Here is a 13728-nt window from a genome sequence, read left to right as displayed (position 1 = left end):
CGCCGCGCGCCTCCCACGAACCGCACGACCCGCAGCACCCGCAGCACCGGCACGACCCCCAGAGCACTCCTCCGCAGAACCCACTACGGCGCACCGACCAGACCGGTGCGGCCCAACCGAAAGGAAACCCCCATGGGTGGCACCCTGAACATGATCGGCCTCGGCCTGGCCGCCATCGGCCCGGCGATCGGCGTCGGCCTGATCTTCGCCGCGTACGTCTCGGGCGTCGCCCGTCAGCCGGAGGCGCAGGGCCGACTCCAGAGCATCGCCATCTTCGGCTTCGTGCTCGCCGAGCAGTTCTTCATCATCTCGCTGGCGCTCGCGTTCGTCCTCCAGCCCTGATTCGCGGAGGCTGACTAGCTCATGCTGTCGCTGATCGTCCGGGCAGCGGAGAAGGGGGTCACGGAGACCGAGACCCCCAACCCGCTGGTACCGGCGCTTCCCGAGATCGTCCTCGGTCTCGTCGTCCTGCTGATCCTCTTCGTCCTGCTGCTCAAGCTCGTCATCCCGAACTTCGAGCGCGCCTACGCGGAGCGCACGAAGGCGATCGAGGGCGGCATCGCCGCGGCCGAGTCCAAGCAGGCCGAGGCCGACGCCAAGCTGGCCGAGCTCGAGCAGCAGCTCGCCGACGCCCGTCACGAGGCCGCGCGCATCCGCGAGGAGGCCCGCGAGCAGGGTGCGGCGATCGTCGCCGAGCTGCGCGAGCAGGCGCAGGCCGAGGCCGCGCGCATCGTCGAGCACGGCAAGACGCAGATCGAGGCCGAGCGCCAGCAGGCGGTCACCGCCCTGCGGGCCGAGGTCGGAGCCCTCGCGACCGGTCTGGCCGGCCGCATCGTCGGCGAGAGCCTCGAGGACGACGCTCGTCAGAGCCGCGTCGTCGAGCGCTTCCTGGCCGACCTCGAGGCCGGGACTCCGGGGGTCAACTGATGGCACGAGGCTTCCGAGGCGGCTCGGCCGACGCCGTCGCCGCGCTCGACCAGGCCCTGGCCGGTGCCGTCTCCGGCTCGCAGGAGACCGCCGCCGTCGTGGGGCGCGAGCTCTTCGACGTCGCCGAGACCCTGCGTGCGGAGGGTGCGCTGCGGCGCTTCCTCACCGACGGCTCGATCGCCTCGGAGGCCAAGTCCGGCCTGGTGCGCGAGGTGCTCGGTCCGCGGCTGCGGTCCGAGACCCTCGAGCTGGTGGCCACGGCGGTGATCAAGCGGTGGACCTCCACCCGCGACCTCGCCGACGCCCTGGAGCACCTCTCGGTGGTGGCCTCGGTCCGCTCGGCCGGTGCCGAGTCCGGGCGGCTCGCCGACGAGCTGTTCTCCTTCGGCGAGGCGGTCAAGCACGCTCCCGAGCTGCGTGACGCGCTCGCCGACCCGGCTCGCACCACGGCCGCGAAGGCGTCGCTGATCGAGGACCTCCTCGGCGGCAAGGCCCTGCCCAGCACGGTCGCCCTGGCCGTCCGGGCCGTGGCCAGCAGCCACCGCACGGTGGCCGTGGCCCTGCACGAGTTCCAGCGGGTCGCCTCGGAGGTGCACGGCGAGAGCGTCGCCACCGTCCGCGTGGCCCGTCCGCTCTCCGACGCCGACCGCACCCGGCTCGCCGACGCGCTCGCGCGTCAGTACGGCCGACCGGTCCACCTCAACCTGCTGGTCGACCCCAGCGTCATCGGCGGCATCCGGGTCGAGATCGGGGACGACGTCATCGACGGCACCGTCTCCAGCCGCCTCGACGAGGCCACGCGCCGCCTCGCCGGCTGAGCCTCCCGCCCCAGCCGCCCACGACTTCGACGACAGACAAGAGAGAAGGCACCACCATGACGGAGCTCTCCATCCGGCCGGAGGAGATCCGCGACGCACTGGCGAAGTACGTCGCCGACTACCAGCCCGAGGCCGCCTCCAAGGAGGAGGTCGGCACCGTCGCCTCCGCCGGTGACGGCATCGCCCGCGTCAGCGGCCTGCCCTCGGCCATGGCGAACGAGCTGCTCGAGTTCGAGGACGGCACCCTGGGCCTCGCGCTGAACCTCGAGGACCGCGAGATCGGCGTCGTCATCCTCGGTGACTTCGACAAGATCGAGGAGGGCCAGACGGTCCGCCGCACGGGCGAGATCCTCTCGGTCCCCGTCGGCGACGGCTACCTCGGCCGCGTCGTCGACCCGCTGGGCAACGCGATCGACGGCCTCGGCGAGATCGCCACCACCGGTCGTCGCGCCCTGGAGCTGCAGGCCCCCACCGTCGTGCAGCGCAAGTCGGTGCACGAGCCCCTGGCCACCGGCATCAAGGCGATCGACGCCATGACGCCGATCGGCCGCGGCCAGCGTCAGCTGATCATCGGCGACCGCGCCACCGGCAAGACCACGATCGCGATCGACACGATCATCAACCAGAAGCAGAACTGGGAGTCCGGCGACCCCACGAAGCAGGTCCGCTGCATCTACGTCGCCATCGGCCAGAAGGGCTCGACCATCGCCTCGGTGCGCGGCGCCCTCGAGGAGGCCGGCGCGCTGGAGTACACCACCATCGTCGCCTCGCCCGCGTCCGACTCCGCCGGCTTCAAGTACCTCGCGCCCTACACCGGCTCGGCCATCGGCCAGCACTGGATGTACGACGGCAAGCACGTCCTGATCGTCTTCGACGACCTGACCAAGCAGGCCGAGGCCTACCGCGCCGTGTCGCTGCTGCTGCGCCGCCCGCCGGGCCGTGAGGCCTACCCGGGCGACGTCTTCTACCTGCACAGCCGCCTGCTCGAGCGCTGCGCGAAGCTCTCCGACGACCTCGGCGCGGGCTCGATGACCGGTCTGCCGATCATCGAGACCAAGGCCAACGACGTCTCGGCGTTCATCCCGACCAACGTCATCTCGATCACCGACGGCCAGATCTTCCTGCAGTCCGACCTGTTCGCGGCCAACCAGCGTCCGGCCATCGACGTCGGCGTCTCGGTCTCCCGCGTCGGCGGCGCGGCGATGACCAAGGCGATGAAGAACGTCACCGGCTCGCTGAAGGTCGACCTCGCGCAGTTCCGCGCGATGGAGGCGTTCGCCATGTTCGCCTCGGACCTCGACGCCGCGTCGAAGCAGCAGCTGGCCCGCGGTCAGCGGCTGATGGCGCTGCTCAAGCAGCCGGCCTACTCGCCCTACCCGGTCGACGAGATGACCGTCTCGCTGTGGCTCGGCACCACCGGCCGCCTCGACGCGATCGCGACCGAGGACGTCCTCCGCTTCGAGCAGGAGTTCCTCGAGTACCTGCGCCGCTCGCACGAGGGCGTGCTCGCCTCGATCCGCGAGACGCTCAAGTTCGAGGTCGAGGAGGGCCTGACGGCCGCCTACGACTCCTTCCTGACCCAGTTCCAGGGCTCCGGCGGCGGCGTGAAGGCCGGCACCGAGGCCCAGGCCGAGGCGCTGCAGGACGAGGGCCAGGAGACGATCGTCAAGCAGAAGCGGGGCTGACGTGGCCGTTTCGCTGCGCGAGTACCGCGCGCGGATCAAGTCGACGGAGTCGATGAAGAAGATCACGCGCGCCATGGAGCTCATCGCTGCGTCCCGCATCATCAAGGCGCAGCAGCGGGCCCAGGCGGCCGCGCCCTACGCGCGCGAGCTGACCCGGGCGGTGTCGGCGGTGGCGACGTTCTCGAACGTCGACCACCCGCTCACCACCGAGCCGGAGAACCCCCGTCGGGCGGCGATCCTCGTCGTCACGAGCGACCGCGGCCTCGCCGGCGCGTACTCCTCGAGCGTGCTCAAGGAGTCCGAGCGGCTGGCCGAGAAGCTCCGCGACGAGGGCAAGCAGGTGCTCACCTACATCGCCGGACGCAAGGGCGAGGCGTACTTCCGCTTCCGCAACCGTCCGGTCGTGCAGGCGTGGACCGGCTTCTCCGACCAGCCGAGCTACGACGTCGCCGCCGAGATCGGCGAGACGCTGATCGCGGCCTTCCTCGCGGAGGAGGGCGGCGAGGGCGTCGACGTCGACGAGGTCCACGTCGTCTACACCCGCTTCGTCTCGATGCTGACGCAGGAGCCCACCGCGGTGCGCCTGCTGCCGCTGGAGGTCGTCGAGGGCACCGAGCCGCCCGCCGAGGGCGAGCTGCTGCCGCTGTACGAGTTCGAGCCGTCGGCCGAGGCCGTCCTCGACGGGCTGCTCCCGCAGTACGTGCAGAGCCGCATCTTCTTCTGCCTCCTGCAGGCCGCGGCGTCCGAGCTCGCGGCCCGGCAGAAGGCGATGAAGTCGGCCACCGACAACGCCGACGAGCTCATCAAGAAGTACCGGCGCATCGCCAACCAGGCCCGCCAGGCCGGCATCACCCAGGAAATCAGCGAGATCGTCGGTGGCGTCAACGCGCTGGCCGATGCCACCGCCGCCAGCGATTGATTGTGGAGAAGAACCATGACTGCTACTGCTGAAGAGACCACCACCCAGGCCGGCGGCTCCGTGGGCCGCATCGCCCGCGTGATCGGCCCGGTCGTCGACGTGGAGTTCCCCGTCGACGCGATGCCGGAGATCTACAACAAGCTCGAGACCGAGATCACCCTCGGCGGCGAGACCGCGGTGCTGCCGCTCGAGGTCGCGCAGCACATCGGCGACGGCATGGTCCGCGCCATCTCGCTCAAGCCCACCGACGGCCTGGTCCGCGGCGCGCAGGTGCAGGACACCGGCAAGCCGATCACCGTGCCCGTCGGCGACGCGACGCTCGGCAAGGTGTTCAACGCCACCGGCGACGTGCTCAACCTGGCCGAGGGCGAGACCTTCGAGGCCACCGAGCGGTGGGGCATCCACCGCAAGGCCCCGGCCTTCGACCAGCTGGAGTCGAAGACCCAGATGTTCGAGACCGGCATCAAGGTCATCGACCTGCTCACCCCGTACGTGCAGGGCGGCAAGATCGGCCTGTTCGGCGGCGCGGGCGTCGGCAAGACGGTGCTCATCCAGGAGATGATCGCCCGCGTGGCGCGCAACCACGGTGGCGTGTCGGTGTTCGCCGGCGTCGGCGAGCGCACCCGCGAGGGCAACGACCTCATGGTCGAGATGGAGGAGGCGGGCGTCCTCGGTCAGACCGCGCTCGTCTTCGGCCAGATGGACGAGCCGCCGGGCACGCGTCTGCGCGTCGCCCTCTCGGCGCTCACGATGGCGGAGTACTTCCGCGACGTGCAGAACCAGGACGTGCTGCTGTTCATCGACAACATCTTCCGGTTCACCCAGGCCGGCTCGGAGGTCTCCACCCTGCTCGGCCGCATGCCGAGCGCGGTGGGCTACCAGCCGAACCTCGCCGACGAGATGGGCACCCTCCAGGAGCGCATCACCTCGACGCGCGGTCACTCGATCACCTCGCTGCAGGCGATCTACGTGCCGGCCGACGACTACACCGACCCGGCCCCGGCCACCACCTTCGCGCACCTCGACGCCACCACCGAGCTGTCCCGCGAGATCGCCTCGCTGGGCATCTACCCGGCCGTCGACCCGCTGACGTCGACCTCGCGGATCCTCGACCCGCAGTACATCGGTCAGGCGCACTACGACTGCGCGATCCGCGTCAAGCAGATCCTGCAGCGCAACAAGGAGCTCCAGGACATCATCGCGATCCTCGGCGTCGACGAGCTGTCCGAGGAGGACAAGATCATCGTGTCGCGGGCGCGCCGCATCCAGCGGTTCCTCTCGCAGAACACCTACGTCGCCAAGCAGTTCACCGGCATCGAGGGCTCGACCGTCCCGGTGGCCGACACGATCGAGGCGTTCAACAAGATCGCCGACGGCGAGTACGACCACGTGGCCGAGCAGGCCTTCTTCATGTGCGGCGGTCTGGACGACGTCGAGCAGAAGTGGGCCGAGATCCAGAAGAGCCTCTGATGAGCGACGCCGTCCTCGAGATCGCCCTCGTCGCCGCCGACCGCATCGTGTGGTCCGGTCAGGCGACGATGGTGATCGCCCGGACCGTCGAGGGCGACGTGGGCGTGCTCCCCGGGCACGCGCCGCTGCTCTCGCTGCTCACCGACGCCGTGGTGGAGATCAACACCGCCGAGGGGGTCGTCGTCGCCACCGTCGACGGCGGCTTCCTCTCGGTGGCGCAGGACCGCGTCTCGATCCTCTCCGAGCGTGTGCTGCTCGCCGAGGAGATCGCCCTGGACGAGTCGGAGACCGCGCTCGCCGAGGCGGAGGCCCTGCCGGCCGGCGACGAGCGGGAGCAGCGGATCCGTCAGGCCGAGGCCCGCATCAGGGCCGTCGAGAAGGCGCGCGCGGCGACCCGCTAGGCTCCCCGCAACCGTCGTAGGGAGTCCGGATGCCGTGGTGGGAGCTCGCGCTCGACGCCGTCGGCGCGCTCCTCGGGCTGTTCGTCGCCTACGGCCTCGCCCTGGTCGTGCGGCGTCGGGTCATCGCCCGTGACGGCGGCACCTTCGAGCTCAGCTACCGCGCCCGGTCCACTCGGACCGGGCGCGGTTGGCTGCTCGGGGTCGGGCGCTACTCCGGCGAGCGGCTGGAGTGGTTCCGCTTCTTCTCCCTCGCCGCCCGGCCGAAGATCTCCTGGGAGCGCTCGGACCTGGTGTACGCGGGTCGACGCGACGCCGTCGGCCCCGAGGAGATGTCGCTCTACCCCGACCACGTCGTGATCGTGTGCGAGGGTCCGGTCGGCGACGTCGAGCTGGCGATGGCGCCGGCCTCGCTCACCGGCTTCCAGGCCTGGCTCGAGGCGAAGCCGCCGGGCGCCCAGATGCCGTGAGGACGCTCGAGCCCCGCGTCGCCGTGGCGGTCGTCTTCGGGGCGAACGGGTTCCTGTTCGCCTGCCTGGTCTCCCGGCTGGCCGACGTCCGCTCGGGGCTGTCCCTGAGCAACGGGGCGCTCGGCGTCCTGCTGCTGGCGATCTCCGCCGGCTCCCTGCTGGCCCTGCCGCTCACCGGGCGGCTGGTGGCGCGGTTCGGCGCCGCCTCGATCGTCCGTCTCGGCCTCGGCCTCGACGTCGTGGGCCTCGTGGTGGCCGGTCTCGGGGTCGCGGCGGGCAGCGTGCCGGTCACGGCCGCGGGCTGGTTCCTCTACGGCGCCGGCGTGGGCAGCTGGGACGTCGCCATGAACGTCGAGGCGGCGGAGGTCGAGCGCGGTCTCGGCCGCACGATCATGCCGCGCTTCCACGCCGGCTGGAGCCTCGGGTCCTTCGCCGGCGCCGGGGTCGGCATCGTCGTCACGGCGCTGGACGTCCCGCTGTTGGCGCACCTGGTCGGCGGTGCGGTGCTGGTGGCGGCGGCGACGCTGTCGGCCACGGCCGGCTTCGCCTCGGCCCGCGTTGCGGCGATCGGGGGCGCCGCGGGGGATGCCGAGGGCAGGCAGGACGACGGTGCCGACCCCACGGCGCGCCGGGCCGGCCGCTCGCCCTGGACCGAGCCCCGGACGCTGGCGATCGGCGTCATGGTGCTGGCGTTCGCGGTGGTGGAGGGCTCGGCCAACGACTGGCTGACGCTGGGGCTGATCGACGGCTACGGCGCCCCGCACTGGCTCGGCGTGGCCGGCTTCGCGACGTTCGTCGTCGCGATGACCACCGGCCGCTTGCTCGGCCCGGTGGCGCTGGACCGGGTCGGCCGGGCCCCCGTGCTCTGGGCGTGCTCGGCCGCCGCCGGGGTCGGCGTGCTGCTGACGGTGGGGGCCTCGCGGATCGACGGCGTCGCCGGGGGAGCGGTGGCCGTGGTCGGGATCCTGCTCTGGGGCCTCGGCGCGTCCCTCGGCTTCCCGGTCGGCATGAGCGCGGCGGCCGACGATCCCGAGCGCTCGGCGCTGCGGGTCGGCGTCGTCTCGACGATCGGCTACGGCGCGTTCCTGGCCGGGCCGCCGCTGCTGGGCCGGCTCGGCGACGCCGTCGGCACGCTGGAGTCGCTGCTGGCCGTCGCCGTGCTCATGGTGCCGGCGGCGCTGACGGTGGCCGCCGTGCGACGCGCGCCCGGGACAGCCCCGGCCTAGCCCAGCAGACCGCGGACGTCGTCGGCGGTGATCGCCTCGGAGAGCGCGCCCTCGCCATCGACGACCTGCGCGAACAGCTGCGCCTTGCGCTCCTGCAGCGCGAGCACCTTCTCCTCGATCGTGCCGGTGGCGACGAGCCGGTACACGTGCACCGCCCGCTGCTGGCCGATGCGGTGGCTGCGATCGATGGCCTGGGCCTCCACCGCGGGGTTCCACCACGGGTCGAGCACGAAGACGTAGTCGGCCTCGGTGAGCGTCAGGCCGGTGCCGCCGGCCTTGAGGCTGATCAGGAACACCGGGGCGTCGCCCGCCCGGAAGCGCTCGACCACCTCGCCGCGGCGCTGGGTCGAGCCGTCGAGGTAGGCGTAGCCGAGGCCCTCGGCCTCGAGCCGCTCGCGGACGCGGCGCAGGAACGAGGTGAACTGGCTGAAGACGAGCGCGCGGTGGCCCTCGGCGGCGAGCTCGCGCAGGTGCTCGACGAGCACCTCGACCTTCTCGGAGCCGACCTCGGCGTGGTCCTCGTCGACCAGGGCGGGGTCCAGGGCGAGCTGGCGCAGCCGGGTCAGGGCGGCCAGGATCGCGACGCGGTTGCGGTCGAAGTCGTCGGTGACCAGGCCGAGGATCCGCTGCCGCTCGCGGTTCAGGTGGGTGTCGTAGACGCGTCGATGCCGGGCGGAGAGCTCCACCGGCAGCACCTGCACCTGCTTGGGCGGCAGGTCGGCGGCGACCCGCTCCTTGGTGCGGCGCAGCACGAACGGCTTGATCCGGCGGGTCAGGCGGGCCAGCGCGGCGGCGTCGCCGTTGCGCTCGACCGGCCGGACGACCGACTCCTGGAAGGCCCGCGGCCGCGGGTAGAGCCCCGGAGCGACGATCGAGAGCAGCGACCACAGCTCCATCAGCCGGTTCTCGAACGGGGTACCCGTCACCGCGAGCGCGAACGGCGCCCGCACGCCCCGGACCGCGGCGTGGGCCTGGCTGCGGTGGTTCTTCACCTGCTGCGCCTCGTCGAGCACCAGCCCGCCCCACTCCAGCGCGTGGTAGGCGGCGGCGTCCAGACGCAGCAGGGTGTAGCTGGTGACGACGACGTCGGCCTCCCGCGCGAGCTCCGCCAGCCCGGGGCCGCCGCGCCGGCCGGAGTCGATGCCGACCACGCGGAGTCCGGGCGTGTGACGCGCGGCCTGCTCCACCCACCCCGGCACGACGCTGGTGGGCGCGACGACGAGGAACGGGCCGGCGTCCCGCGCCCGCGCATGGGCGATCAGCGCGAGCACCTGCAGGGTCTTGCCCAGCCCCATGTCGTCGGCGAGCACGCCGCCGAGGCCGTGCTCCCACAGCAGCGCGAGCCACCAGAAGCCCTCGCGCTGGTAGCCCCGCAGCTCCGTCGTGACGCCGGTCGGCTCCGGCCGGGGCACCTCGGTGAGGTCGCGCAGCGCCAGCGCCCGCCGGACGAACTGCGCCGCCGCCGCGTCGATCGCGCCGAGGTCGGCGAGCTCGGCCCACAGCCCGAGATCGCGCGTGCCGACCCGCACGGCGCCGTCCGGGGCGGGGCGCAGCTCGGCGGCCTCGCGGACGACCTCGGCGAGCCGGGCCAGCTCGGGCCGCTCCAGGCTCAGCCACAGACCGCCGGGCAGCACGAGCCGGGTGTGGCCCCGGGTGAGCGCCTCGACGACGTGCGCCAGCGGGATGCGGTGGCCCTCGACGGTGATCATCACCTCGAGGTCGAGCCAGTCGGTGTGGTCGGGACGGTGCTCGTCGCCCGGCTCGGTCTGCAGCTCGTCGCGCACGGCCAGGGAGATCTGCGGCGCCTCGGTGGACTCGCGGAAGGTCGGGGCGTCGTGCTCGACCACCTCGACGCCGGCCGCGCGCCAGGCGGGCAGCGACACCAGCGCCAGGGTCAACGCCTCCGAGCCGACCAGCTCCTGCCGGGACGCGCCGGGAGGCGGGTCGAGCTGGGCGACGACGACCTCCTCGGCCTCCGGATCGCGCAGCAGGCGGGGGGTGGCCGGGGCGCCCAGCGGGACGGTGCCGAGGCTCGCGTAGCGCCAGTCCCAGGCGATCTCGGCGCGCACCGCGTCGTGCCAGCGGACGGTGAGCTCCAGCCGCGGCGCGGGGCTCTCGGGCACCTCGACGCTGCCGTCGGTGGAGACGACCGGCAGGGCGCGGGTCAGCGCGCCCAGGCGGTCGGTGAGCTGGTCGACCTCCGCGGCCGGCACGGTCAGCGGCGCGTCGCGCAGCACGGCGGAGAGCGCCGCCCCCTGCAGGGGGCGAGCGAGGGCGACGAGCGCCAGGCGACCCCCGTCGCGCAGCCCGGCGCTGTGCGCGGGGTCGCCGACGAGCAGCACCTGCTCCCCGGCCCAGAAGCCGCCCTCGTGCGTGAGCCCCACCCGCACCTGCGCGTCGCCCTCGCCGCGGGTGACGTCGACGCCGAGGGCGGCCGGCTCGTCGAGCACGACGACGGGCGGCAGCGGCTCGGCCGCCAGCAGCGTCACGCCGACGTCCCGCGCCTCGCGGAGCAGCCGGACGACCTCCGGCCCGAAGTCGCGCAGGGTCGGGTTGAACCGGGTGGCGTGCCACTGGCGTCCGCCGGTGATCAGCGCGGCGCGCAGCCGCTCGACCGCGGCGAGCTGGGCCGGGACGTACTGGCCCGAGGCGGCCGCCCGGGGCAGGTCGCCCCAGCCGAGCCCGGTGCGCACCCAGCCCTGCCGGGCGCCGGGTCGCATCGGCCGCAGGGTCAGCCGGCGCTCGCCGGCGCCGTAGGGCGCGGCCTCCCACGCGACCTCGAGCCCCACGGCCCTCGGCTCGGGGCGGGCAGCCGGGGCGACGGCGGCGGCGAGGTCCTCGAGCTCCTCGCGCCAGCCGCGGGCCACCGGCTCGGGGGCCGGACGCACTGCCAGGAACAGCCCGGCGCCGTGCTTGCACTGGGCGTGGACGGGACAGCTGCAGGTGGTCGCGACGCTCAGGCGTCCCGAGCGCAGCCGGGCCTCCATTGACACCGAGTAGGTCTGGCGTCCGCTGCCGTGCGCGAAGCCGCGCGCGGTCCAGCGGTCGTCGTCGCGCCCCGCCACCTGCGCGTAGAGGATGCGCCCCTCGGCGAGGTACGCGGCGCCGGCCTGCGCCTCCCGCTCGCCGAAGAGCGCGGCGGGATCGGCGGCGGCGAGCTCGGCGGCGATGTCCATGACCGGCCCATCCTGTCAGCCGTCCGCGTGCCCACCCCGCCGGGGGATCGGCGGTGGAATCGGGCCGGGCGGTCGGCGGTTGACGTCGCAGTGAGCAGCCCCTCTCGGACCCGTCCCGCTCCCGTCCCGTCGACCACGGCCGGCGCCGACCTCCCCCTCGGCCGCCTGACCCTCGTGCTCGCCGTCGCGTGCGGCGCCACGGTGGCCAACCTCTACTACTCCCAGCCGCTGCTCGACGCGATCGCCGGCTCCTTCGACGTGGGCCGCGGCACCGCGACCCTCGTCGTCACGCTGACCCAGCTCGGCTACGCCGCGGCGCTCCTGCTCGTGCTGCCGGTCGGCGACCTGATCGAGAACCGCGCCCTGGTCACGCGGGTGCTGCTCGGCACGGCGGTGGCCCTCGCGGGCGCGGCCGCGGCGCCGTCCTTCGCGGTGTTCGCGGCGCTCGCGGTGCTGATCGGCGTGACGTCGGTGGTCGCCCAGGTGCTGGTGCCGTTCGCGGCCCACCTGGCGCCCGAGGAGGCGCGCGGCCGCGTCGTCGGCCGGGTGATGAGCGGCCTGCTGCTGGGCATCCTGCTGGCCCGGACGGTCTCGAGCCTGCTGGCCGACGCGCTGGGCTGGCGGTCGGTCTACGTGGTCTCCGCCGTCCTGATGGTCGTGCTCGCGCTCGTGCTGCGGCGCACGCTGCCCGAGCGACGCCCCGAGCACGACGGCGGCTACCGCTCGCTGCTGGCCTCGGTCGTCACGATCCTGCGGGAGGAGCCGGTGCTGCGCGCCCGGGCGCTCTCCCACGCCACGATGTTCGCGGCGTTCAGCGCCTTCTGGACCGCGATCGGCTACGAGCTCGCCGACGACCACGGTCTGGGCCAGGCGGGCATCGGCGTCTTCGCCCTGGTGGGTGCGGCGGGCGCCGCGGCCGCGCCGCTCGGCGGACGGCTCGCCGACGCCGGCCGCGGCCGGTCGGCGTCCGGCCTGATGTTCCTGCTCGCCGCGGGCGCCTTCGCCCTCGCGGGGCTGGGCCAGGGGAGCGTGATCCTGCTCGGCCTGGCCGGCGTGCTCCTCGACCTCTCCGTGCAGTGCCACCAGGTGATGGCGCAGCAGGAGATCTACGCCCTGCGCCCCGAGGCGCGGGCCCGGATCAACACCGTCTTCATGGGCTCGGTCTTCGTCACCGCCGCCGTCGCCTCCGCGCTCACCGGCGTCCTGCACGAGAGCGCCGGCTGGACGGGGGTCTGCGTGCTCGGGGTCGTGCTGCCCCTCGTCGGCCTCACGGTGTGGACGCTGCGGCTGCGTCCGTCCCTGGCGCGCTGAGCGGGCCGGGGCCTCGCCTCAGCGCTCGCCGCCCGGCACCCAGAGCACGTCGCCGCGCTCGAGGTTGGCGTGGCGGGCGAGGATGAAGACGAGGTCGGAGAGCCGGTTGAGGTAGGTGATCGCGAGGCGGTTCATCGTCGCCTCGTGCACCTCGTAGGCCGCCCAGGCGGCGCGCTCGGCCCGTCGCACCACGGTGCGGGCCACGTGCAGGTGGGCTGCGCCGGCGGTGCCGCCGTTGAGGATGAACGAGCGCAGCGGCTCGAGCTGCTCGTTGTACTCGTCGCACCAGGCCTCGAGCCGGTCGACGTAGTCCTGGGTGATCCGCAGCGGGGGGTACTCGGGGTCGGGGACGATCGGGGTGCAGAAGTCGGCGCCGACGTCGAAGAGGTCGTTCTGCACGCGGGTGAGGATCGCCGCGACGTCCGGGGCGAGGTCGCCGACCGCCAGGGCGACGCCGATCGCGGCGTTGGCCTCGTCGACGTCGGCGTAGGCGTGCAGCCGCAGGTCGTTCTTGGTGGTGACGCTCATGTCGCCGAGCCGGGTCTCGCCGGCGTCGCCGGTGCGGGTGTAGATGCGCGTCAGGTTCACCATGCTGCGAGCGTAGACGGCCGCGCGCGGGCGTCCGGCCGCCGCTCGCATCGCAGGCTAGGTTCGAGGGCGTGCCCTCGTCGCGTCGTCTCGAACCGCTGCTCCTGGCCCTCCCCGGCCTGACCCTCGGAGCGGCCGGACTCCTGCACCCGCACGACCTCTCCTACGACACCGCCGACACGTGGATGTCGCTGCACGTCGCCGGTCTCGTGGTCTTCCCGCTGGTCGGCGTCGCCGCCATCCGGCTGGTCACCGGGCGCCGCGACCCGGTCGCCTGGCTCGTGCGGGTCGCCGCCTACGTCTACGCGACCTTCTACACCGGCCTCGACCTCGTCTCGGGGATGGCGGCCGGCTGGGTCACCCGGCAGACCGGCCCGGGGGAGCTGCCGCCGTCGGTCGGCCAGCTCTTCGAGCTCGGCCACCCGCTCGACCGGATCGGGGCCGCCGGCCTGGTCGTCCTCGCGCTCGCGCTGACGGCCGACCGCGTGCTGCGGGGGTCGCCGCGCACGGCGCTGGTCGGGCTGCTGCTCGTGCCGGGCGCGCTCCTGGTGCGCAGCGACCACATCTTCGCCCCGCAGGGGGCGCTCGGCATGGCGCTGATCGGCGTCGGCACCGGCGTCCTGGCGGCCGCGCTGGCGCGTCGTGACGGGGAGGAGCGCGTCCGCATACCGGCCACGGTGTGACGCATGTCCGACTCCGCGCTCGCGGACGACGGTCTCCGCGGGGTGATCCGAGCCTTA

13 protein-coding genes are annotated in these 13728 nt (G+C 73.5%); 11 read left to right on the top strand and 2 right to left on the bottom strand.

Annotated features, from left to right (window positions below):
• The first annotated feature begins 132 nt into the window (after window positions 1-132).
• Genes K8Z61_RS07095 through K8Z61_RS07055 form a run of 9 tightly spaced genes read left to right on the top strand, consistent with a single transcriptional unit; the run spans window position 133 to window position 7913 of the window.
• Entirely contained in the window at window positions 133-342 is a 210-nt protein-coding gene (locus K8Z61_RS07095) for an ATP synthase F0 subunit C (RefSeq protein ID WP_224127927.1), read from the top strand.
• Between the two features lie 21 nt (window positions 343-363).
• Window positions 364-927, top strand: coding sequence for a F0F1 ATP synthase subunit B (locus K8Z61_RS07090; RefSeq protein ID WP_224127926.1), 564 nt, complete (start codon window positions 364-366; stop codon window positions 925-927).
• Window positions 927-1745, top strand: a complete 819-nt coding sequence (locus K8Z61_RS07085) for a F0F1 ATP synthase subunit delta (RefSeq protein ID WP_224127925.1) — start codon at window positions 927-929, stop codon at window positions 1743-1745. The genes K8Z61_RS07090 and K8Z61_RS07085 overlap by 1 nt, the downstream gene beginning before the upstream one ends.
• 56 nt (window positions 1746-1801) lie before the next feature.
• On the top strand, window positions 1802-3430 hold the full coding sequence (atpA, locus tag K8Z61_RS07080; protein ID WP_224127924.1) for a F0F1 ATP synthase subunit alpha: 1629 nt from the start codon (window positions 1802-1804) through the stop codon (window positions 3428-3430).
• Window position 3431: 1 nt separating this feature from the next.
• Window positions 3432-4349 (top strand): F0F1 ATP synthase subunit gamma, encoded by a 918-nt coding sequence (locus tag K8Z61_RS07075; protein WP_224127922.1) that lies wholly within the window; start codon window positions 3432-3434, stop codon window positions 4347-4349.
• 15 nt (window positions 4350-4364) lie between these two features.
• Complete coding sequence (gene atpD / locus K8Z61_RS07070) at window positions 4365-5819, top strand: F0F1 ATP synthase subunit beta (RefSeq protein ID WP_224127920.1); 1455 nt, start codon at window positions 4365-4367, stop codon at window positions 5817-5819.
• On the top strand, window positions 5819-6220 hold the full coding sequence (locus K8Z61_RS07065; RefSeq protein ID WP_224127918.1) for a F0F1 ATP synthase subunit epsilon: 402 nt from the start codon (window positions 5819-5821) through the stop codon (window positions 6218-6220). The genes atpD and K8Z61_RS07065 overlap by 1 nt, the downstream gene beginning before the upstream one ends.
• 29 nt (window positions 6221-6249) lie before the next feature.
• Window positions 6250-6687 carry a DUF2550 domain-containing protein gene (locus K8Z61_RS07060; RefSeq protein ID WP_224127916.1) on the top strand — a complete coding sequence of 146 codons (438 nt, stop codon included), beginning with the start codon at window positions 6250-6252 and terminating at the stop codon, window positions 6685-6687.
• Window positions 6684-7913 (top strand): MFS transporter, encoded by a 1230-nt coding sequence (locus K8Z61_RS07055; protein ID WP_224127914.1) that lies wholly within the window; start codon window positions 6684-6686, stop codon window positions 7911-7913. Before K8Z61_RS07060 ends, K8Z61_RS07055 begins: the two co-directional genes overlap by 4 nt.
• On the opposite strand, the gene K8Z61_RS07050 is transcribed toward K8Z61_RS07055, so the two are convergent.
• Window positions 7910-11089, bottom strand: coding sequence for a DEAD/DEAH box helicase (locus K8Z61_RS07050; protein ID WP_224127912.1), 3180 nt, complete (start codon window positions 11087-11089; stop codon window positions 7910-7912). The two genes, K8Z61_RS07055 and K8Z61_RS07050, sit on opposite strands and share 4 nt — an antisense overlap.
• A 90-nt stretch (window positions 11090-11179) precedes the next feature.
• Here K8Z61_RS07050 and K8Z61_RS07045 point away from each other — a divergent pair, with 90 nt between their 5' ends.
• Complete coding sequence (locus K8Z61_RS07045; protein WP_224127910.1) at window positions 11180-12400, top strand: MFS transporter; 1221 nt, start codon at window positions 11180-11182, stop codon at window positions 12398-12400.
• Window positions 12401-12418: 18 nt separating this feature from the next.
• On the opposite strand, the gene K8Z61_RS07040 is transcribed toward K8Z61_RS07045, so the two are convergent.
• On the bottom strand, window positions 12419-12991 hold the full coding sequence (locus tag K8Z61_RS07040) for a cob(I)yrinic acid a,c-diamide adenosyltransferase (RefSeq protein WP_224127908.1): 573 nt from the start codon (window positions 12989-12991) through the stop codon (window positions 12419-12421).
• A gap of 68 nt (window positions 12992-13059) precedes the next feature.
• Between K8Z61_RS07040 and K8Z61_RS07035 the strand changes: the two genes are divergently transcribed.
• The gene (locus K8Z61_RS07035) at window positions 13060-13671 is read left to right on the top strand and encodes a hypothetical protein (protein ID WP_224127906.1); all 612 of its coding nucleotides are present in this window, start codon (window positions 13060-13062) and stop codon (window positions 13669-13671) included.
• The last annotated feature ends 57 nt before the right edge of the window (window positions 13672-13728 follow it).

It is taken from the genome of Nocardioides sp. TRM66260-LWL, from assembly GCF_020075545.1.
Taxonomy (GTDB): domain Bacteria; phylum Actinomycetota; class Actinomycetes; order Propionibacteriales; family Nocardioidaceae; genus Nocardioides.
Note: the sequence above shows the minus strand (reverse complement) of the source record. Positions and strands in the feature narration are given on the sequence as shown.